Source organism: Streptomyces sp. ST2-7A (assembly GCF_021390475.1).
GTDB lineage: Bacteria > Actinomycetota > Actinomycetes > Streptomycetales > Streptomycetaceae > Streptomyces.
In genome coordinates this window covers 1-21618 of record NZ_JAJUWS010000012.1, presented here as the reverse complement: position 1 = coordinate 21618, position 21618 = coordinate 1, and the positions used below count along the sequence as shown (strand labels likewise).

Here is a 21618-nt window from a genome sequence, read left to right as displayed (position 1 = left end):
TCCGGCACGTCTCGTCGCCCTGCACCCACGCGTCCTTTCCCCGCCCCGTCGGGGCCGCGGGGACCGTCGGGCTCCGCCCGCCCCCGAAGCGGGAGGGCGGGGCGGGCGGGAAGGCCATCCGAACTCGATGCCGGAATCATGGCGGTGCGCTATTTTGCTGTCATGACGGATGCGGTGCGGGTGCGGCGGTTGGCGGTGGGCTGGTCGCAGGCGGAGCTGGCGGCGGCGGCCGGGGTGTCGCGGCAGTCGGTGGCGGCGGTGGAGGCCGGGCGCAACGTGCCGTCGGTGTCGGCGGCGCTGCGGCTCGCGGGCGTGCTGGGTTGCTCGGTGGAGGAACTGTTCGCCGATTCCGTCGGCGAGGGGTTCGCGCCGGCCCTGCCCGGTACCCCTGAGCCCGCCGAGGGGACACCGCTGGCGGTGACCCGGGTCGGCGGAACCACGGTGTGGTCGGTGTTGGAGGAACCGGGCGAGGGCGGATTCCGGCTGGCCGACGCGGTCTGGGAGGACGGTGGACCCCGGCTGCTGGAGGGTGCGACGCCCGAGGGATGTGTGGTGGCCGGGTGCGAGCCCGCGCTGGGCACGGCCGCCTCGGCGGGCCCCCCGCGCGGCGCGGGGCGGGTGCTGGTGGTGCACGCCTCCTCCGGCCCGGCGCTGGAGGCGCTGGCGGCCGGGCGGGTGCACGCCGCCGTGGTGCACGGACCGGCCGGCGGTCTGCCGGAGGTGCCCGACGGGGTCGTGCGATGGGAGTTGACGCGGTGGCCGGTGGGTCTGGCGCACCGGGGCGGCGGCCCTGCACCGGCGGATGTGGCGGCGGGGCGGGTGCCGGTGGCCCAGCGCGAGGCCCGGGCCGCCGCGCAGCAGGCGCTGCTGCGCGCACTCGGCGCCGTGGACGGTGCGCCGGGTGGCATGTCGGGCGCACCGGACCGGGACGGGCGGGGCCCCGGCCCGCGTGGACCGCTGGCCGCCGGGCACCTGGCCGCCGCCCGGATGACGGCCGAGGGTCGGGTCGCGGCCGGCGTGACGACGGCGGCGGCGGCCGGGGCGATGGGACTGGGCTTCACCGCCCTGGAGGAGCACGTGGTGCAGCTGTGGACGGACCGACGCTTCGTGGATCACCCGGGGTTGGCGGTGTTGTTGCAACTGTGGTGTTCCCCCCGGGTGGGCGCGCAGTTGCGCAGGCTCGGCGGCTACGACCTGGCCGCCGCCGGAAAGGAGATCCGGTGATGAGCGGACGGGTGGTCGGGCGTGGGACGGCCCCTTGGAGCGGGGCCGGGAACCGGTGCGGAACCGGGGCCGGGAGCGGGAGCGGGAGCGAGGCCGGGGCCGGGGCCGGGAGCGAGGCCGGGGCCGGGGCCGGGGCCGGGAGCGGGAGCGAGGCCGGGGCCGGGGCCGGGTCGGCGAACCGGGCCGGGGCCGGGAGCGGGCACAGGCGTGGCACCGGCACCGGGCGGATGGCCCGGTGGGGGGCGGCCCTGGTCGCGCCGGCACTGGCGGCGCTGCTGGCCGGCTGCGGGACGTTCACCGCCGGCGGCGACGCCGCGAATTCGACGACCGGGACCGGTGCCGGGTCGGTGCGGGTGGCCGCGGCCTCGGACCTGCGGTTCGCGCTGGACGAGCTGCTGGAGGAGTTCGCCGTCGACCATCCCGACATCGACGTCGAGGTCGCCTACGGCTCCTCGGGGAACTTCGCCTCCCAGCTGGCCAACGGCGCGCCGTTCGACGTGTTCCTGTCCGCCGACACCCTTTACACCGGGTACCTGGAGGAGGAGGGGGTCACGCTCCCCGACTCGGCCTTCGAGTACGCGGTGGGACGACTGGTGGTGTGGGCTCCGACGGAGGGGAACCTCCGGATCGCCGAGGACGGGATGGCCGCGCTGACCGATCCGGGCGTGCGGAAGGTCGCGGTGGCCAACCCCGAGCACGCCCCCTACGGCCGGGCGGCGATGGCGGCCCTGGAACACGCGGGGGTCCTCGAGGAGGTCGAGCCCAAGCTGGTCTACGGGGAGAACATCGCGCAGACCGCCGAGTTCGTCGTCTCCGGCGGCGCGGACGCCGGGATCATCGCCCTCTCGCTGGCCGTCGCCCCGGCGATGGAGGGCCGGGGTGAGATGTACGAGATCCCGTTGGACACCTTCCCCCGCCTGAACCAGGGCGGGGTGATCATGGAACGGGCCGAGGACCCGGAGGCGGCCCGCGTCCTCACCGGCTACCTCACCGGCGAGGAAGGCCGTGACCTGCTGGAACGGTACGGCTTTCACCTGCCGGGCCACTGATCGGCGACGGGAACGGACGGGGACGGCGGACTCTTCATGGACTGGCAGGCGATCTGGCTCAGCGCCCGACTGGCGGCCCTGACCACCGCGATCCTGCTGGTGATCGCGGTGCCGTTGGGCGCCTGGTTGGCCTTCCGGCCCCGCCGCTGGTGGCGGAGTTGCGTCGAGGCCGTGGTGGCGCTGCCCCTGGTCCTGCCGCCCTCGGTGCTGGGTTTCTACCTGCTGGTCGCCATGGGGCCCCGGTCGCCGTTCGGCCGGGCCTGGGAGGGGGTGACCGGTCACCGGTTGCCGTTCTCGTTCACCGGTCTGCTGATCGCCTCGGTGCTGTTCAGCCTGCCGTTCGCCGTCCAGCCGGTGACGGCCGCGTTCCGCGCGATCGATCCGCGGCTGCTGGAGGCGTCCCGGACGCTGGGCGAGTCCGGGGCCCGCACCCTGACGCGGGTGGCGGTGCCGCTGGCCGTGCCGGGCATCGTCGCCGCCGCCGTGCTGTCCTTCGCGCACACCGTCGGCGAGTTCGGTGTGGTGCTGATGATCGGCGGCAACCTGCCCGGCGTGACCCGGACGGTGTCCATCTCCGTCTACGACTCGGTGCAGGCCCTGGACCACGCCGCCGCCCACCGCACCAGCGCCGTGCTGCTGGTCTTCTCCTTCGTGGTCCTGGCCGCCACGTACACCCTGCAACGCCGCTTCGTCCCCATCGGAGTCGCCCCGTGACCACCCCTCTCCGCGAACCGCTGCCCGGGCCCCGCGACGAGCCGTGCGACACGCGCCCGGACACGCGCTCCGGGCGCGAGCCGGAGCCGGGGCTGTCCGCCCGGTTCACCACCCGGCACCGCGGCGGCCCCGCCGTCACCGCCCGACTGGAGGTCGCGCCCGGCCGGACCACGGTCCTCTTCGGCCCCTCCGGCGGCGGCAAGACCACCATCCTGCGCACCCTCGCCGGCCTCCTCACCCCCGACCACGGGCGGATCACCTGCGCCGGTACCACCTGGTACGACTCCGTCGGGCGCGTCCTGGTCCCCACCCGGCACCGCCGGGTGGGCCACCTCTTCCAGGACTACGCGCTCTTCCCCCACCTCACCGTCACCGGGAACATCCTCTACGGCCTGCGGCGCGCCTCCCGCTCGCACCGCGCGGCCCGACTGGCCGAACTCACCGGCCTGCTGGGTCTGACCGACCTCCTCGACCGCAGACCCGCCCAGCTCTCCGGGGGGCAGGCCCAGCGCGTCGCCCTCGCCCGGGCCCTGGCCCCCGAACCCCGGCTCCTGCTGCTGGACGAACCGCTCTCCGCGTTGGACACGCCCACCCGCACGGCCATCCGCGCCGATCTGCGGGCCCTGCTGCGCACTCTGGCGATCCCCACCGTGGTGGTCACCCACGAGCGCGCCGAGGCGTACGCGCTGGGTGACGACCTGACCCTCGTCGTGGACGGGGCCACGCCGCAGTCGGGCACGGTGGAGCACGTGATGGACCATCCGGTCTCCCCCGCCGTCGCCCGGGCGCTGGGTTACGAGAACCTGCTGCCGGCCACCACGATCCGGCCGGGCGTCCACCGCCCGGTCGGCGGCGGGTGCCTGCGGGTCCCCTCCCCCACCGCCCCCGGTACCGGGGTACTGCTCGCCGTCCGCGCCGAACACGTCGCCCTGGGGGAACCCGGCACCGGCGACGGCCCGTTCAGCGCTCCCGCCCCCGACGACACCGCCCCCGACGACCGGGTGCCGGGTGCCGTCCTCGGCACGGTCCTGGACACCACCCCCGAGGGCCCGCTGCACCGCACCCGGCTCCGGTTGCCCGACGGTACCGTCCTCACCGCCCTGACGCCGGTCCGCGACCGGCCCCCGCCGCCCCCCGGCCGGTTCGTGACGGCCGTCCCCGACCCCGACCGCGTCGCCGTCCTCACGGCGCCGTCCCGCTGACGGCCGCCCCCACGCCCCGGGCACCTCCGACCCCCCGAACCCCGCCCGGTTTTGACCGGCCGAGGTCTTCGACCTATGCTTCGGGTCGAAAGCGAACCATCAGGTGTCCCGTTAGGTGAGGCTCCTGCGTGCGTACGCGTCTGCTGCCCGGGAAGGTCGAGAGACCCCTACGGGTTGAACAGGCTCTGCCGAATCAAGGCTTGGCTTAACGCAGACCGGGGAGACACGTTCTTCCCTAGGCCCGCAGTGCTGAAGCTCTACGAAGGGAAGCCCGGGCCGTCCGATGCCCGGTGCCCTGCCGTGAGTGACGCAGACCTCCCCTGTGCGGGAGGTCTTTTTTCATGCCCCGGGAGGGGCCGGAGGGCGGGGGAGGTGAGGGCATTGCCACCGAGTGGTCGGGTCTCCGCGGAGACCGCCTCGGGGCCCGGTGACAGTCGCCGGGTCATCGCCACCCATCGGCCCGCCCCGCCCCACCCCGTCCCCCGGTCGTGAGGGCTGTGCGGCGTGCCCCGACCCCGCCGAGGGGAAGAACGCCATGCGCACCACGCACACCGAACTGCTGCACGCCCTGCGGAACCGCGACCTGTCCGGTTCCAAGGATCTCCTGACCGGTCTCACCGCCGACGAGGCCGTGGCGGTCCTGCGGGAGTTGCCCGCCACCGAGCGGGCCCTGACCTACCGTCTGCTGGACAAGCAGACGGCGGTCGAGGTCTTCGACCTGTTCACCGCCCGGGAGGAACTGGACCTCCTGGCGGCCATGACCACCTCCGAGGCCACCGAGGTGCTGGGTTCCCTGGCCCCGGACGACCAGGCCCGTCTGTTGGACGAGGCCCCGGCCACGGTCGCCAAGCGGCTGTTGGCCGCCCTGTCCGAGAGCGACCGCCGGCGCGTCGGCGTGCTGCTGTCCTACCCGGCCGACAGCGCGGGACGACTCGCCAACCCCCGCTACCTGGCCCTGCGCCCCGACACCGAGGCGGCACGGGCGCTGGAGGCGGTGCGCGATTCCCGGCTGGGGCCCGAGGACCTGACCACCGTTTTCGTCATCGACGAGGGGCGTCACCACCTGGGTCTGGTGACCGTCGCCGAGTTGGTCCGGGCCGAGCCCACCGCGTCGATCGGCACCCTGGCCCGGCTGCCGGACATCTCCGTGACCACCACCGCCGACGCGGCCGCCGCCTCCCGACTGCTGCAACTGCGCGACCTCGGCGCCCTGCCCGTGGTCGACTCCGAGCGGCGTCTGGTCGGCGCGCTGACCTACGACGACGCGATGGACGCCCTGGAGGACGACGCCTCGGAGACGATGTACCGCAAGGCGGGGCTCGGAGATCCCGCCCATGCCAAGGAACTGCTGCGCAGCGAGAAACTGACCCGGGGCGGCATCCTCTACCCGGTACGGGTGCGGATCGCCTTCCTCATGGTGACCCTGGTCGGCGGGCTCATGGTCGGCGGTCTGATCGAGCGGTTCGAGGATGTCCTCGCGGCCGTGGTGGCGGTGGCGATCTTCGTTCCGCTGATCATGGACATGGGCGGCAACGTGGGCACCCAGTCCACGACGATCTTCGCCCGCGGGCTGGCCCTGGGGCACATCGATCCCAAGGCGTTCGGCCACCAGCTGTTCCGGGAGGTGCGGGTGGGCGCCACCATGGCCCTGATCCTGGCCTGCCTCGGCGGCGCCATCGCCTACTTCTGGCAGGGCGTGCCCAACGACATCCCCCTGCTGGGCCTGGCCGTCGGGCTGTCCCTGTTCACCTCCGTGACACTCGCCACCTTCCTCGGCTTCGCGTTGCCCTGACTGCTGTTCAAGATGGGGCTGGATCATGCACCGGGAGCGGACCCCTTCATCACCACCATCAAGGATTTCACCGGTCTGGCCGTCTACTTCAGCCTCACCGGCTGGCTGCTGGGAGTGGGATGACATGATCGACACCCTGGATTTCACCCTCCGACTGGCCGCCGCGTTCGGCCTCGGTGCCCTGGTCGGTGTCGAACGCCAGTGGCGTGCCCGGATGGCCGGTCTGCGCACCAACGCCCTGGTCGCCACCGGCTCCGCCCTCTTCGTGCTGCTGGCCGTCAACACCCCCGGCGAGGTCAGCCCCACCCGGATCGCGGCCCAGGTCGTCTCCGGCATCGGTTTCCTCGGCGCCGGGGTGATCATGCGCGACGGCATCAACATCCGGGGCATCAACACCGCCGCCACCATCTGGTGCGCCGCCGCCATCGGCGTGCTGGCCGGCAGCGGCCTGTACCTCGGTGCCCTGCTGGGGGCCATCGCCGTGGTGACCGCCAACCTCCTGCTGCGTCCCATCGCCCGGAAGATCGAATCCGCGCCCGTCGGCGACGGCAGCGAGACCCGGACCTTCTACCGGCTGCGCATCACCTGCCGCGAGGACCAGGAGGCCCACGTCAGGGCCCTGCTCCTGCAATCCCTCTCGGCAGGGGGCTTCGCACTGCGTTCCCTGGAGAGCCAGGACGTGGACCACACCGGCAGGGTCCACGTGCAGGCCGGGATGACCGGCCGGGGGCGGTCCGAGGATCGGCTCGAGGAGGCCGTCAACCGCCTGAGTCTCGAACCCGGCGTCAGCGCCGTCCGCTGGCAGGCGCTCGACGAGGCCGACATCTGACCCCGCGCTCCGGACCCCGCGTCCCTCCGTCGGGAGGGGCGCGGGGTCCGGAGCGCGGGCCGGTGTCAGCCCTGGTCGCCCACCCGGGAGTCGAGGGTGATCTCGACGGTCTCCTCGGTGCCGCCGCGCACGTATGCCAGCTCGACCGTGTCGCCGGGTTCGTAGGTCCAGATCTCGCTGATCAGCGTGGGCCCGCTGTCGATGACCCGGTCGCCGAAGCGGACGATGGTGTCGCCCGGCTCCAGCCCGGCCTCGGCGGCCGGCCCGCCCGGCACGACGGCCGAGTCGGCGGGGGCGTCGGTGACGATCCGGGCACCGGCGGTGCCGCTCTCGGTCATGTCGACGGAGATGCCGATGACCGCGTACACCGGCTCACCGGTCTCGATCAGATCCTGCGCCACCCGCCGGGCCTGGTTGACCGGGATGGCGAAGCCCAGGCCGATGCTCCCGGCGGCCTGGCCCAGGCCGCCGGAGGTGGACTGGATGGCGGAGTTGACGCCGATCACGGCGCCGTTGGAGTCCAGCAGCGGCCCGCCGGAGTTGCCGGGGTTGATGGAGGCGTCGGTCTGCAGCGCGCTCAGGTAGGAGGAGCGGCCACCCATGCCGTCGCTGGAGGCGACGGGCCGGTTCTTGGCGCTGATGATGCCGGTGGTGACGGTGCCGGAGAGCCCGTACGGGGCGCCGATGGCGACGGTGGTGTCCCCGACGATCACCTCGTCGGAGTCGCCCAGCGGCAGCGGGGTCAGGTCGCGGTCCTCGGCTCCGACCAGCCGCAGCAGGGCGATGTCGTAGCCCTGCGCGCCGCCGACCAACTCGGCCTCGTAGGTCTCGCCGTCGGAGAAGGTGGCGGTCAGGGTGCCGTTGCCGCCGGCGGTGGCGACGACGTGGTTGTTGGTCATGATGTGGCCCTCTTCGTCGTAGACGAAGCCGGTGCCGGTGCCGCCCTCGCGGTCGCCCTCGGCCTGGATGGTGACGACGCCGGGCAGCGCGGTCTCGGCGATGGCCGCGACGGAGTCGGGGGCGCGTTCCACCCGCTGGCTGGACTCGGTGACGGCGGGCGCGGTGCCGCGCCCGCCGGTGTCCCCGGTGTTGCGGTCGGCGACCAGGTAGCCCACTCCGCCGCCGATGCCGCCAGCGACGAGCGCGATGGCGAGGACGGCCGCGAGCAGCCCACCGCGTCCCCGGCGGCGCCTCGGGGGCGGGGTCGGGACGGCGAAGGTGTTCCACGGGTCGGTGCCGGCCGGTGGCGGACCGGCGGGTCCGCCGAAGGCCGGGGCCGGGCCGGTGGGGGTGCCGGTGGGGGTGCCGGTGGGGGTGCCGGTGGGGGTGCCGGTGGGGGTGCCGTGGGCGGAGGTCGCGGAGGCGTCCTGTCGACCGACGCCCTCGGCGTCCCATCCGGCGTGGTCATCGGTCCCGGCGGTGCCGGGGTCGCGGGAGGGGTCGCGGCCGGGGTCGCGGGAGGGGTCCGGGCCGCCGTCGGAGCCGGCCGGGCCGGGGGGACCGAAGCCGGACGGGGCGGAGGGCGGGGGGCCGGCGGGCGGAGCCGGGGGCGGACCGGGCGGAACCGCCGGTGGGGGCGGCGGGGTGGACGGGCGCGCCGGTGTCCCGTCCCCGCGCTCGGGACGGTCGGCGCCCTCGTACTCGGTGCTCACGGCTGTCTCCTCAGGGGCACGATGGCGTCCGGGGCCTCCCGTGGGACACGGCACCCCTCGGGCGCCCCGGGTGTGGGGTGTACCGACCAGTGTTGCCCGGGTTGTGTCAGTCACACGTAAGCATCGGTGCCCGGAGGCGTCGCGGGGGCCGGCACGATGGCCGGATGACCGCTTACGGCAACGGTGGGGGCGCCGCTCGGGGCGCCGGGGAACGGGATGGCGGCGACGCCGGCGAGAAGCCGGACGGAGGGGGCTCCCCGGGGAACCCGGAGGTCCCGGGCGGGCGGCGCGGTCCGATCGCGGTGATCGCACACCGGGGTGCGTCCAGGGATGCCCCGGAGCACACCCCGGAGGCGTATCGCCGGGCCATCGAGGAGGGCGCGGACGCGCTGGAGTGCGACGTGCGGATGACGGCCGACGGGCACCTGGTGTGTGTGCACGACCGCCGCGTGAACCGGGTCTCCGACGGGCGCGGGGCGGTCTCCGCGATGGAGTTGTCGGAGCTGTCGGAGCTGGATTTCGTCTCCTGGAAGGCGCCCGGCGACGGTCTGCAGGAGGAGCCGGACCGGGAGGACGACGGGGGCCGGGGGGTGTTGACGCTGGACCGGCTGCTGCGGCTGGTGGCGGAGGCGGACCGGCCGGTGGGGTTGTCGATCGAGACGAAGCAGCCCTCGCGGTGGCGGGGTGAGGTGGAGCGGCGTCTGGTGGAGGCGTTGGGGCGGCGCCCGGTGCCCGGCCCGGTGCGGGTGATGAGCTTCTCGGCACGTTCGTTGCAGCGGATCCGGGCGCTGGCCCCGGGGCTGCCCACGGTCTACCTGATGCGTTTCCTGCTGCCCCGGCACCGGGGCGGACGGCTGCCGACGGGGGCGTCGATCGCGGGGCCGTCGATCCGGGTGCTGCGCCGGGACCCGGGGTACGTGGCGCGGGCGCGGGCGGCCGGTCACCGGGTGCACGTGTGGACGGTGGACGAGCCAGCGGACGTGGAGCTGTGCGCGCGGCTGGGGGTGGACGCGATCATCACCAACCGGCCCGGGGAGGTCCGCGCGCGGTTGGGGTCGCCGGCGGGCCCGGGCGACGACGGGCGGCGTCCGTGAGGGACGCCGACGACGGTCGGGGCCGGGCCGGGCCCGCCGGCGAACCGGAAGGACCCCGGAAGGGCAATGGTGTCCGGACCGAAATGAACAATAGGTGGACGATGGTGTTTTTGTTCGCCTACGCTCCCTCGGGTGACCGATTCGAAGCGATTCTGCTCGATTCAGTCCGTATCGGAACGTAACGATGTCGTCAACAGACCCGGCCCGGCCGGTTTCCCCCGACCGGTGAAAGGGCACGACTCAGGTGGCGTGGGGTAAGGAGGTATCGGGGGTGGCGTTGGTGGTGACACAACACATGCCGGCGTCCGCGTCCGTGTCGGTACCCCATGGTCCCTCGGGCCCGGGGTTGGCACGGCGGAGGATGCGGCGGGAACTGCGCGACAGCGGGGTCCCGGAGACGGTCGTCGACGACGCCGTCCTGGTGCTCACCGAGTTGCTGAGCAACTCCTACCGGCATGCGCGGCCGCTGGAGGGCGAGCGGGTCCGCGCGAGCTGGCACCGCGATCGCGACGGCGAGGTGACGGTCTCCGTCACCGACGGCGGCGGGCCGACCCGACCGCGCGCGGCGTCCCCCTCGGTCTCGGCCCGGGGTGGTCGCGGTCTGACGATCATCGGTTCGCTGACCCGGGACTGGGGCGTCCTGGAGGGCGATCCGTCCGGAGCCGTCACCGTCTGGGCGGTACTTCCCGCGCGCGCCCGTTAGGCTCGGCCGGACTCCGTCCGCACCGAGATCCGGGAGAGCCGCTCCGCATGGCCAAGAAGCGCCGCCCCCAGAAGTCCACCGGCACCGCGCAGCGCACCGGCGGGGAGATCCCCGTCGTCGGCGCGCGGGAGCCCTGCCCCTGCGGCTCCCGCCGCCGCTACAAGGCGTGTCACGGCCGGGAGGACGCCAGGGCCGCGGCCGAACTCGTGCGTCGCCCCTTCGAGGGTCTGCGCGGGGAGTGCGACTGGGTGGCCCTGCGCGAGCTGGTCCCCGCCGCGACCGTGGAACTGCGCCCGCGCGACGGGCTGCCCGGGGACGTGCCCTCGCTGACCCTGGCGACCGTGCTGCCGATGGCCTGGCCGGCCCTGCGCCGCGACGACGGCTCCGTGCTGATCGCCCTGCAGAACGACACCCCGACCGGTGACCTGAGCCGGGATCTGGCCGACGTGCTGCTGCGGGCCCTGGACGGCAAGCCGGGCGAGCCGATCGTCCCCGGCTCCGGCACCTCCGAGGGACCGCGCCTGCAGGACCTGCTGGACCCGGAGGCGCCGTTCGAGCCCCGGGTGCACTCCGGCTTCGAGTTCTGGCTGGACGGCGCGCCGGCGGCCGGTCCGGTGGCCGCCTCCCTGGAGCGGGCGAACGAGGCCGCCGTGCCGACCGCGCGGCTGGCGGGGGTCGAGGCGGCGTACTGGTGCGAGGTGCCGGGCCGCAACCACCTGCGCTGGGTGATGCCGCACGACGAGGACACGCTGCTCGACGCGCTGGCCCGGCTGCACGCCTCCGGGTCCTCGGGGCTCGGCGAGGGCACCCGACTGGTGGGCTCCTTCCGGGCGCACGGTCTGACCGTGCCGGTGTGGGACCTGCCGAGCGCGATGGGTGCCGAGGAGTGCGAGAAGCCCGCCGCCTCCTTCGGCGAACGCCTGTCCGAGGCGCTGGCGCAGACCTCCCCACTCACCCCCGAGGAGCGGCGCGCGCGCAGTGGTCTGACCAACCGTCAGGTCACCCTGAACTAACCCGCTTACCCACCATGAATCCTCAACCACCTTGTAAGAGAAGGGTGTTGATTTACGGATGAGGCGGGTGGAAAGCGCGGGCGAGGCGTCGGGAGGCCGCGAACACACCACCCGACCCCCTGTGATTCAGCTCACGGAGGGCTGGTAACGGTCATCCGGGGGCATCACTTCGGCCGTCGGGCGGCCCGTGGGATTTGCTAATCGCCGAGGAGTTGTTACCTTTCAGTTGGGCCCGGTCGCTGGTGCATCCCCCGTCGCCAGCGGCCGGGTTCCTCGATGTCCGGGGCCGTTCCGGGGCCGGGGGCTCGATCCCCCGGGAGCCCCCTTCCGGCCGGGCCCCGACCGGCCGCCGGCGACGATCACGACCATCGACCCCCGTCAAGGCCGCTTCCGCCCTCCCGCGCGCCGCGCGTCCCCACCTCACGTGCGCCGGTCGTGTCCTCGGCCCACCGCCCCGGTGCGGAGAGCACCCGATCCCGCGGTCGCCGACCCGACGGCTCCGGCCCCCCGACCCGGGTGCCGACCCCCTCCCGACCGGACCGCGGGCCCTCCCCTACGGCTCGTCCGCGCCCCTGGCCCGCAACAGCGGTACCTCCCCGTCCGCCGGCAGCAGTTCCGCCGTGGCCGACCAGCCGCGCCGCACCCCCGTGCCCGCCGAGCCGACCGCGACGTGCGGCTGCGCCGGCGTCTCGCACCATCCCGTGGTGAGTCGGTCCGGGAAAGCGCATACCCGGGTCACCACCCGGCCGTCCGGGCGGGTCAGCGACAACTCCACCCGCAGCGCACGGCCGTCGTCGTTGCGGTGCGAGACGCGGGCCCGGGTGCCCTCCCGGTCGGTCACCACACACGCCCTGGCCTCCAGGCCGACCGGAGCCGTGACGGGCGGCCCGCACCGGACGCCGGCGGAACGGGCGCGCCCGCCCGGCGGAGCGCCGGCGGGCGCGAGGCCCCCGGCGGCTCCCGGCGCGTCCTCGGCGCCGGAGTCGGCGGGCACGGGGGGGTCCACCGAATCGGGGGCGTCGGCGGTATCGGGGGCGTCGGTGTAGGCGCCGACATCCGGGCCGGTCACCGCCTCGGCGGGCACCGCCTCCACGGGCACCGGCTCGGAGACGGAGCCGGGCGGCGGCGGCAGGACGTCGTCCGCCGCCGGGACGGGCACCGGCACGCCGTCGGCCCCGGAGGACCCGACGGGACCGGCGGAGGTGAGCCCGCCCACCCAGATCAACGGCAACGCGATCACCGCCGCGACGGTGGCGGTGACGGCACGGGAGGCCGGCACGGCACGGCCGGCGCGCGCGTCGGGGGGATCGGCCCCGGCCGCTTCGGCCGGGGGAAGGGACGGATCGGGATCGACGGACGGCTCCGGGCCCCGGAGGTCGCGTCCGTGGACGGACGGCTCCGGTTCCGGTACGGACGGCGACGCTGCCGGCACGGGACTCCCCCTGCGTTCGCGGGCGGACCACACCCCGGCGACGATAGGTCGCCGCGCCGGCCGGACCGCACGACGCACCCGAGCGGGAGGGGCGGTGACCGGACCGGAGGACGCGGGTACCACCGGACGGATGAACCCGACCGGGGCGAGGGCGCGAACGCCGGAGTTCCCGGCGCGGCCCGGCGCCGGGCCGGGCTGCCCGGGGCGCACGGCCTTCCGGCGGGCCCCGGAAACCGACGACCGGGGCCGGGCCGGGGCGGGCCCGGGGCGTCGACACGACGGGACGCCCCGGGCCCGTCCCACCGGGCATCGACGCGGCACGGTCCGGGGAGCCGACACGGCGCCGGTCCGATCGGCCCGGCCCGACACACCGCCGAATCCGTCCGGCCACGGCACGGGGCGCAGGCGCGGCACCACGCACGACCGGCCCGGTACGGGACCGCCGCGGCCCGAGGCCCCACACACCGCCGGATCCGTCCGGCCACGGCACGGGGCGCAGGCGCGGGCGCGGGGCGACCCCGGGCGCGGGGGACGACCCGGCGGCGTCAGTGCCGCAGTCGGCTGCCGGTCTCCGGTCCGGTGCGGCCGGCGGCGAGGACCGCGCCCAGCAGGTCGGCGGCCCTCGGCAGCCACACCGGTCCCACGCCGTTACCGTCGCCGGGGGGTCGGACCCAGCGCAGTCCGCCGCCGCGCACCCGGGCGGGGGGCAGGGCGATGTAGCCGCCCTCGCCGTGGAAGCGGATGGAGGTCGGGACCCGGTCGGTGCGGGCGTTCCCGGCGGCGGCCCCGGCCTCGGGGGAGGCGGGCAGCGCGGCGTCCATCATGGAGCACAACAGTTCGCCGAGTTCCGGCAGTTCGTAGGGGGCGACGAGCAGGAGGTACCGGCCGGGACCGGCGATGACGGGGCCGGCCCGCACACCGAGTCGACCGAGGTCCGCCAGTGCCCGGTGCCCGGCCGCCGCCGGGAGGGCGATCGCGCACGGGGCCCGCCCCCCGGTGGGCATCACCACGGGGGCCTCGGGCCGCCGGGACCACCACCAGCGCACCATCCGGGCGTCGGTGGTGGCGGCCAGCGCCTCCGGGTCGAGGGGATGCGCGCCGGGGGCGGCGCATTCGGGCCGGCCGCACTCGCAGCGCCCGTCCGGTCGGATCCCGGCTCCGGGGAGGACGGGCCATCCCCACTGCCGGGCGCAACCGAGCGCCGCGTCCCGGGGCGTCCGGGCCTCTCCGCTCCTGCCATCGAGAATCTCGCGCACCGCGGTGGTTCCTTTCGCTCGTACCCGGGACCGGCGGCCGCGCCGGTCGTTTTCGTCTCCGCCGGACCCCGGGGACGGGCCCCCGGGAGCGGGGACGCGTTCGTCGTGGTCGGCCCTGTCGTGGGCCGGTTCCGGCGTTTCGCCGGACGGCCGTGCCCACTTCTCGCCCTCGTGCCGTCTCGCCGTGTCGTCCCCGATGCCGGTGGCGCCGGCGGTGGCGGCGTTCCGTCCCGCGTGACGCGCGGATTCGGTGCCGTCCTCCCACCTCCGTTCCGTCCGGTGGTCGCCGGACGTTCGCGGCACGCCCGGTGGGCGTACCGGCCGGTGTGCCGGGTGGTGCCCGTACCCCCGGTCACGCTTCCGGTACCGGATCCGGTTCCGGGGCGTCCCCGTGGGGTCGTCGTGCGGTCGTGCGGTCGAGGTGCCGCCCGGATGCCTCGCGGTCCGGGCGGTGCCCCTCGTCCCACCCTGCGGCCGGCCGGGGTGTCCGCGGCAGGGAGCGCGGGGCGGCGCGGACCGACACTCTTCGACACGGTCGCGCCGACACCCGCGGGTGAATCCCACCCGCTGTACTGATGTGCGACACCGTGCCCCGGGGAGCCGGTCCGTCACGGGTCGCGCGCTCCCTCCGCACGGTCCCGTCCGGCGCCCCGCCGTCCGCCCTCCGGACAGTACCGCTTTCAACCGTTGCCGGCGGGCGGGTTTGTTCCGAGAGGGTGGACAATCGACCTCCTCGCCGGCCGCGGAATCCCCGGAACGACGGGGAACCACACGGGGGATGCCGTCCCGGGGGTCGGCGCCAGTGGATCGCACACGCAGCGGGCGACAGGGATCTTTGCGCCACACCGGCGCGCACCCCGCGGCGCGTTCCCCGGACGCGTGCCCCGCCGGCCGGGCGGTATGCGCCGAGCGGGAGGAACCCGCCGCGCGCCGCGCCTCCCCCGGCGACGGCCGAGGGAACAATGCTGGACATCCCACGACAAGCACGTGTAGATGTGGAATGTCTCCATAGGGACGCCCATGACATGGGGGTTTGCGATGCTATTGCGAGAAAAACCCGCGGCGGAAGCCGATGATCATGAATAGCCCCTCCGCTCCGAAAGTGGCCGGAAGCCGGCACTCCGTTCCACTCGTGTCGGACACTGCGGAGGATCCCGAGGGGGCGGTCCCGGTCGTCGCCCCCGGGGCCGATCCCACCGTCGTCGTCCCCTCCGCCGGGCGTCCCGGCGCCGCGCAGGACCGTCTCGCGTCGTGGATCGCCGACCTGACGGGGCTCCACGAACTGCTCGAACGTCTGTGCCGCACCACCACCCCGGAGGCGGCGCTGCGGGAGACCCTGCGCGCCGGCGCGGGTCTCGCCGGCGCGCGGCGCGGCATGCTCGCCCTGCGCCCCACCGATCCCGACGCCCCCGAGCGAACGGTCGGTTTCGGCCTGGCCCCCTGCGACCTGGGGGCCATGGAGACCGTGCCGCGCTCCTCCGACCCCTGCGCACGACTGCTCGACGAGCCCCTCCCGGTCCCCGCCACCGGCGAGGGACCGCCGGGCGATCCCCCCACCGGCGATCCCGACACCGACGCCCCACCCGGCTCCGGGGGGCCGACGGCCGAGATCACACTGCCGGACATCGCCGCCGACCGACATCTGGCCCCCCGATACCGGGAGGTCGCCTCCCGGCTCGGGATCGCCGCCGGCTACGCCCAGCCACTCACCGTGGAGGACGGCCGACGGATCGGGGCCGCCGTGTGGTTCTACGACGAGCCCGGTCTGCCCGACGCCCGGCAGCGCCACCTGCTCGCCCTCTACCTGCGGCAGGCGGGCGCCCACATCGCCAACCGACTCGAGCTCTCCCGGGCCCGCAGCGCGGTACGGGAGGTGCGCGAGGGATTGCTGCCGCGCCGCCTGCCCCACCTGCCCGGGGTCGCGCTGGCCGTCCGCCGGCTCTCCGCCGACGGACCCGGCACCGCCGGCCCGGAGGGGACCGGCGGCGCGGACGGTGCCGGGGAGGGCGACTGCGGTACCTTCCACGAGGCGTTGGTCCTGCCCGAACAGGCCCTCGGGCTGGCCATGGGCTCGGTCACCGGCACCGGCCCCCGGGTCGTGGCCGCGATGGGCCGGCTGCTCGCCGGACTGCGCGCCTACGCCGTGATGGAGGGCGAGGACCCGGTGGCGGTCCTGTCCGATCTGGAGCTGCTGCTGCGCGTCACCGAGTCCGTTCGGTGCGCCACCGCCCTGTTCGGCTATGTGGACCCGACCATCCGGCGGCTGGTGATCGCCTCGGCCGGACACCCGCCCCCGCTGATCATCGGTGACACCCGGGTGCAGTACGCGGAGACCACGCTCTCCGCGCCGCTGGGGATGCTCACCTGCTGGGAGGCCCCCAGCGTGGAGGTGGAGTTGCGTCCCGGTGAGACGGTGCTGCTGTGCAGCGAGGGACTGCTGCGACGGCTGGATGGCGGGGGTGGGGCGGGAACCGGGTCGATGGACCGCGCCTTCGCCCGGTTGCACGCCACGGCGGCCCGCGCGCCGGCGGCCGTGCGTCGGGACCCCGGGGCGTTGGCGGACCACGTGTTGAGGTCCCTGCCGGCCGCCGAACCCCCCGGTTCGCGCCCCGGCGGCGAACCGGGTGACGCGGTGGTGCTCGCGGCCCGCTTCTGATCACGGGCCGGAACCCCGGGCAGCCGGGTCCCGCGCCGGCGACGGGGCCGGGGCGAAGGCGGACCCGCCGCCCCGGGCCCGGTGACCGCGCCCGCCGCCGCCCTGTCGGGCCCGGGGCCCCCGCCATACGATGGGAAACGGTCCCCCCGACCGCCACCCCGTCCGAGGAGGCACCCACGTGGCCGAGGAGCAGAACCCGACCGTCCCCCCGACCCCGGAGACCCCGGCGGTCGCGGAGACGTCGGCACCCCCGACCGATCCGTCCGACGAGCCCGGGACCCCCGAGGAGGGGGACGCCGGAACGGCGACCACCCCCGCGCCCCGCAAGAACGGTCTCTCCCGCGGCGTCTCCGACGAGTTGGCCGCCAACATGCGCGCCGGCTGGGCGGACACCGAGCAGCGCGATCTGGAGCCGATACCCCAGGCCGGGCACACCGCCCGTCGCCGGGCCGAGCTGTCCGCCCGTTTCCCCGGTGAGCGCCTGGTGGTGCCGGCCGGCGTGCTGAAGACCCGCTCGAACGACACCGACTACCCCTTCCGGGCCACGGTCGAGTACGCGTACCTGACCGGTGACCGCACCGAGGCGAGCGTGCTGGTGCTGGAGCCCACCGACACCGGCCACGACGCCACCCTGTACCGGCTGCCGCGCTCGGACCGGGAGAACGGCGAGTTCTGGCTCGGCGGCCACGGAGAGCTGTGGGTCGGCCGACGGCACAGCCTCACCGAGGCCGAGCGGCTGTACGGGATCCCGTGCGCCGACGTGCGCGAGCTGCCGGAGAAGCTGCGGGAGGCGACCGGCCCGGTGCGGGTGGTGCGCGGCCACGACGCCGGCGTCGAGCGGGCCCTGCACGACAAGGTGACCGCCGAGCGGGACGCCGAGCTGACCACCTTCCTGTCCGAGATGCGGCTGGTGAAGGACGAGTTCGAGATCGCGGAGCTGACCTACGCCTGCGAGGCCACCGCGCGCGGTTTCGAGGACGTCGTGCGGGTACTGGACCGGGCCGTGGCCACCTCGGAGCGGTACATCGAGGGGACGTTCTTCCTCCGCGCCCGGGTCGAGGGAAACGACATCGGCTACGGCTCGATCTGCGCCGCCGGCCCGCACGCCACCACCCTGCACTGGGTGCGCAACGACGGCCCGGTCCGCGAGGGCGAGCTGCTGCTGCTGGACGCCGGCGTGGAGACCCGCGAGCTGTACACCGCGGACGTGACGCGCACCCTGCCGATCGGTGGGCGCTTCGACGACCTGCAGCGGAAGGTCTACGACGCGGTGTACGAGGCGCAGGAGGCGGGCATCGCCGCCGTGCGGCCGGGTGCCAAGTACAGCGAGTTCCACGAGGCCGCGCAGCGGGTGCTGGCGACCCGGCTGGTGGAGTGGGGCCTGCTGGAGGGTCCCGTGGAGCGGGCCCTGGAGCTGGGTCTCCAGCGTCGCTGGACCCTGCACGGCACCGGCCACATGCTGGGCCTGGACGTGCACGACTGCGCCACCGCCCGCCGGGAGACCTACGCCGACGGCACCCTCGAGCCGGGCATGTGCCTGACCGTGGAGCCGGGGCTGTACTTCCAGCCGGACGACCTGACGGTGCCCGAGGAGTACCGGGGCATCGGGGTGCGGATCGAGGACGACATCCTGGTGACGGAGGACGGCAACCGGAACCTCTCGGCCATGCTGCCGCGCACCTCCGAGGCGGTCGAGGCGTGGATGGCGGAGCTGTCCGGCACCGGCGGCTCCGCGCCGTGGGACGCCGCGCCGCCCCCCGTGGGTTGAGTGGTCCGGGAACGGACCGTCCGGCGCGGGGCGCACGGGAGAACCCGTGCGCCCCGCCCCGTGTCGTCGCCCCGATCCGGCCGGTCGTGGACCGGGATCGGGCCCGGCGCCCGGGCCGAGGGGCCCCGGGGCCGGGGCCTGCCGCCGGGAGCGGCGGGGCCACCGGAACTCCGGTACAACTGAGAGGAACGGAAGTCCCCGGAACCGGTCGGAAAAACCACCGGAAACCCGGGTGACGCGCCCCGTCCCGGGGAAGGACCCCCGCCACCGGCACCCATCGCCGGCGTCCCCCTCGGCCGACCCGGCCCCACCGGGACCCGGGGCCCGCCTCGGGGAACATGGAACACACGTACCGTTCGGGACGTTTCACCCCTGGTTCCCGGGCTCCCCGGGTCTCCCATGATCCCCGGGGGACCCTCCCGAACCACCGGGGCCGCAGACGCGGTCGCGGCCCATCGAAAGGAGTCACCTTGTCCGTCGGATCGTCGGACCCACCCGATCATCACAGTCCCCAACCACCCCGTTCCCACAGGACGACCCGCGGCACGCGACGGGGTGGTGTTCGATGAGTGCCGCGACGGGTCTGGCGGCCGTCCTGCTGTTGATCCTGGCGAACGGCTGGTTCGTCGCCCAGGAATTCGCCTACGTCGCCGCCGACCGTCTCACCCTCGCCCGGGAGGCCCGGGCCGGTGACAAACGGGCCGCGCGCGCGGTACGCGTGCAGCAACGCCTGTCCTTCATGCTCTCCGGCGCGCAGCTGGGCATCACCATCACCGGTCTGGTGGTCGGCTTCCTGGCGGAGCCCGCCGTGGCGGAGCTGATCTCCCCGCTGCTGACCGCCGCGGGCGTCCCGCAGGCCGCCTCCCTGGGCGTCTCCATCGCGCTGGCCTTCGTGCTCGCCACCCTGATCCAGATGGTGATCGGCGAGCTGGGGCCCAAGAACCTGGCGCTGGCGGTGCCGGAGCGGCTGGCCAAGGGCATGGCCGCGCCGACCCTGGTGTACCTGCGGATCGCCGGTCCGGTGATCCACGTCTTCGACGCGGCGGCCAACCGCCTGTTGCGGCTGGTGGGCATCGAGCCCGTCGCCGAGCTGCACCAGGGCGCCACCGCGGATGAGCTGGGCCGGCTGATCACGGAGTCCACCGAGCACGGCCGGCTGACCCCGGCCACCGCCGAGCTGCTCGACCACGCGCTGGAGTTCTCCGACCGGACGCTGGTGGAGGTGATGGTGCCGCGCGTGGACGTGGACCTGGTGCACTCCGACACCCCGGCCGCCGAGGTGATCGAGCTGATCGGGCGCCGGGGCCACACCCACTACCCGGTGGTCTCGGACCGGGTGGACGACGTGCGCGGCGTGATCGGCGTGCGCGAGCTGATGCGGCTGCCCGGTGACCGGCTGGCGACGACGACGGCCGGTTCGCTGGCGCGTCCCGCGCTGCTGCTGCCGGACTCGCTGCCGCTGCCCGCGGCGGTGGAGCAGATGCACACGGCCCGATCGGAGTTCGCCGTGGCGATCGACGAGTACGGCGGCCTGGCGGGCATCGTGACCCTGGAGGACATCGCCGAGGAGCTGGTGGGCGAGATCGCCGACGAGAGCGACCGGGTGGTCGCGGTGGCCGTCGCGGACGGCGCCGGCGGCTGGCTGGTGGACGCCGGTCGGCGGGTGGACGAGGTGGCGGACGTGATCGGGATGCCGCTGCCGGAGGACGACAGTTACGAGACGGTGGCCGGGCTGATCGTGGACCGGCTGGGCCGGTTCCCGGGCGTCGGCGACCGGTTGACGCTGGAACTGGCGGACCCGAAGCGGACCACCGTCGAGGTGGAGGTCCTGGAGTTGGACCGGCACGTTCCGGAGCGGATCCGGATCGGCCCGGCGGCGGACGCGTCCGGGGGCGGGAGGACGGTCGACGACCGTGCCGGCCGCTCCGGGGAGCGCGCGGCGGACGACGCGGGCGCGGGCGGGCACGATGCCGGGGTCCGGGACGCGGACGACCGTGCCGCCCGCCGGGGCCCGGGGCCCGCCCGGAACGCCGGCGGTGCCGGCTCCGGGGCCCCCGGCACCATCGGTAACGCCCGGAGGGAGCGTGCGTCGTGGATCCGTTGACCGCCGTCCTCCTGACGATCCTGCTGCTGCTGGCCAGTGGACTGTTCGTGGCGGCCGAGTTCGCGCTGGTCGCGGCCCGGCACCACCGCATGGAACAGGCCGTGGCCGAGGGCAAACGAGGTGCCCGATCGGCACTGGCCGGGATGCGGGAGCTGTCGCTGATGCTGGCCGGTTCCCAGCTGGGCATCACCGCCTGCACCCTGCTGCTGGGCTACATCTCCAAGCCCGCCGTCTCCGACGCGGTGGAGCCGCTGCTGCTGGCGGTGGGCCTGCCGGCCTCGCTGTCGTACGGGATCGCCTTCGTCATCGCGATGGCGGTGGTGGTGTTCCTGCACATGGTGGTCGGCGAGATGGCCCCGAAGTCCTGGGCGATCTCCCACCCGGAGCGGTCGGCGATGCTGATGGCGCCGCCGTTCATGGCGATGGTGCGGGTGGTCCGTCCGCTGCTGTGGGTGCTGAACAAGATCAGCAACGGCCTGGTGCGGCTGTGCCGGGTCACCCCGGTCGAGGAGCTCTCCTCGGTCCACAGCCGTGAGCAGCTGACCCACCTGGTGGCGGAGTCCACCCGGATGGGGCTGCTGACCGAGGGCGAGTCGGGACTGCTGACCCGTTCGCTCACCGAGCCTCAGACCCCGGTGGGGTCGCTGAGGATGGTGCCGACGGAGGAGATCGTCTCGGTGCGGCCGGGCGCGGACCTCGACGAGGTCCTGGCGACGGCGGCGGAGAGCGACCACACCCGCCTGGTGGTGCGCGACGGCGACCGGGTCCTGGGGTCGGTGCACGCCCGGGACGCCATGGTGGCCCGGGCCCGCGGCCGGTCGGTGACGGCGGCCGCGCTGGCCCGGCCGGTGCCGAGACTGCGCGCGGAGGACACCATCGCGCAGGCCGTGGAACAGCTGCGGCAGCACCGGGCCTCGCTGGCCGTGGTGCACGCGGCGGAGGACGGCCGGCTGGTCGGTCTGATCAGCCTGGACGACCTGCTGGGCCGGCTGCTCGCCGGACGGCTCCCGACGGGTGCCACCGCCGCCGGGGTCTGAGACCCGGCCGGGCCGACCGGGGGCCCGGGGAGGGCTCCGGAGCCGGCGCGCCGCCTTCCCGACCCGGGCGACGAAGGCCGCCCGGGTCGGGAA

The 21618-nt window shown here is 75.0% G+C and carries 15 protein-coding genes, 1 pseudogene and 1 riboswitch; of the genes and pseudogenes, 13 read left to right on the top strand and 3 right to left on the bottom strand.

Going from position 1 to position 21618, the window contains the following annotated elements; genetic code table 11:
• Positions 1-162 precede the first annotated feature (162 nt).
• The 6 genes and pseudogenes from LZF96_RS09660 (at position 163) to LZF96_RS09635 (ending at position 6810) form a co-directional block, all read left to right on the top strand.
• Positions 163-1224 carry a helix-turn-helix transcriptional regulator gene (locus LZF96_RS09660; RefSeq protein ID WP_233868775.1) on the top strand — a complete coding sequence of 354 codons (1062 nt, stop codon included), beginning with the start codon at positions 163-165 and terminating at the stop codon, positions 1222-1224.
• Positions 1225-1451: 227 nt separating this feature from the next.
• On the top strand, positions 1452-2273 hold the full coding sequence (modA, locus tag LZF96_RS09655; RefSeq protein WP_233868773.1) for a molybdate ABC transporter substrate-binding protein: 822 nt from the start codon (positions 1452-1454) through the stop codon (positions 2271-2273).
• A 36-nt stretch (positions 2274-2309) separates the two neighbouring features.
• Positions 2310-2987, top strand: coding sequence for a molybdate ABC transporter permease subunit (gene modB / locus LZF96_RS09650; protein WP_233868771.1), 678 nt, complete (start codon positions 2310-2312; stop codon positions 2985-2987).
• Entirely contained in the window at positions 2984-4189 is a 1206-nt protein-coding gene (locus tag LZF96_RS09645; RefSeq protein ID WP_233868769.1) for an ABC transporter ATP-binding protein, read from the top strand. The genes modB and LZF96_RS09645 overlap by 4 nt, the downstream gene beginning before the upstream one ends.
• Positions 4190-4289: 100 nt before the next feature.
• Positions 4290-4463: riboswitch (M-box (ykoK) riboswitch) on the top strand.
• Between the two features lie 261 nt (positions 4464-4724).
• Positions 4725-6104, top strand: a pseudogene (mgtE, locus tag LZF96_RS09640) (magnesium transporter).
• A 1-nt stretch (position 6105) separates the two neighbouring features.
• The gene (locus LZF96_RS09635) at positions 6106-6810 is read left to right on the top strand and encodes an MgtC/SapB family protein (protein WP_233868765.1); all 705 of its coding nucleotides are present in this window, start codon (positions 6106-6108) and stop codon (positions 6808-6810) included.
• Between the two features lie 65 nt (positions 6811-6875).
• Here the strand turns inward: LZF96_RS09635 and LZF96_RS09630 are convergent, their stop codons facing one another.
• Entirely contained in the window at positions 6876-8462 is a 1587-nt protein-coding gene (locus LZF96_RS09630) for a S1C family serine protease (protein ID WP_233868762.1), read from the bottom strand.
• A 305-nt stretch (positions 8463-8767) separates the two neighbouring features.
• On the opposite strand from LZF96_RS09630, the gene LZF96_RS09625 reads away from it, so the two are divergent.
• The 3 genes from LZF96_RS09625 (at position 8768) to LZF96_RS09615 (ending at position 11272) form a co-directional block, all read left to right on the top strand.
• On the top strand, positions 8768-9556 hold the full coding sequence (locus tag LZF96_RS09625; protein ID WP_233869117.1) for a glycerophosphodiester phosphodiesterase: 789 nt from the start codon (positions 8768-8770) through the stop codon (positions 9554-9556).
• 346 nt (positions 9557-9902) lie between these two features.
• Positions 9903-10259: an ATP-binding protein gene (locus tag LZF96_RS09620; RefSeq protein ID WP_308294177.1), complete on the top strand. Its 357-nt coding sequence runs from the start codon at positions 9903-9905 to the stop codon at positions 10257-10259.
• Positions 10260-10306: 47 nt separating this feature from the next.
• Positions 10307-11272 carry a DUF5926 family protein gene (locus tag LZF96_RS09615; RefSeq protein ID WP_233868758.1) on the top strand — a complete coding sequence of 322 codons (966 nt, stop codon included), beginning with the start codon at positions 10307-10309 and terminating at the stop codon, positions 11270-11272.
• A gap of 553 nt (positions 11273-11825) precedes the next feature.
• On the opposite strand, the gene LZF96_RS09610 is transcribed toward LZF96_RS09615, so the two are convergent.
• Both LZF96_RS09610 and LZF96_RS09605 read right to left on the bottom strand, forming a co-directional pair.
• Entirely contained in the window at positions 11826-12551 is a 726-nt protein-coding gene (locus tag LZF96_RS09610) for a hypothetical protein (protein WP_233868754.1), read from the bottom strand.
• Between the two features lie 698 nt (positions 12552-13249).
• On the bottom strand, positions 13250-13960 hold the full coding sequence (locus tag LZF96_RS09605) for a bifunctional DNA primase/polymerase (RefSeq protein WP_233868751.1): 711 nt from the start codon (positions 13958-13960) through the stop codon (positions 13250-13252).
• Between the two features lie 1132 nt (positions 13961-15092).
• Here LZF96_RS09605 and LZF96_RS09600 point away from each other — a divergent pair.
• The 4 genes from LZF96_RS09600 to LZF96_RS09585 all read left to right on the top strand — a co-directional run bounded on the left by LZF96_RS09600 (position 15093) and on the right by LZF96_RS09585 (position 21525).
• Positions 15093-16616: a PP2C family protein-serine/threonine phosphatase gene (locus LZF96_RS09600; protein ID WP_233868746.1), complete on the top strand. Its 1524-nt coding sequence runs from the start codon at positions 15093-15095 to the stop codon at positions 16614-16616.
• A 178-nt stretch (positions 16617-16794) separates the two neighbouring features.
• Positions 16795-18384, top strand: coding sequence for an aminopeptidase P family protein (locus tag LZF96_RS09595; RefSeq protein ID WP_233868743.1), 1590 nt, complete (start codon positions 16795-16797; stop codon positions 18382-18384).
• A gap of 565 nt (positions 18385-18949) precedes the next feature.
• Positions 18950-20488: a hemolysin family protein gene (locus LZF96_RS09590; protein ID WP_233868740.1), complete on the top strand. Its 1539-nt coding sequence runs from the start codon at positions 18950-18952 to the stop codon at positions 20486-20488.
• Positions 20476-21525 carry a hemolysin family protein gene (locus tag LZF96_RS09585; RefSeq protein WP_233868737.1) on the top strand — a complete coding sequence of 350 codons (1050 nt, stop codon included), beginning with the start codon at positions 20476-20478 and terminating at the stop codon, positions 21523-21525. Before LZF96_RS09590 ends, LZF96_RS09585 begins: the two co-directional genes overlap by 13 nt.
• Positions 21526-21618 lie beyond the last annotated feature (93 nt).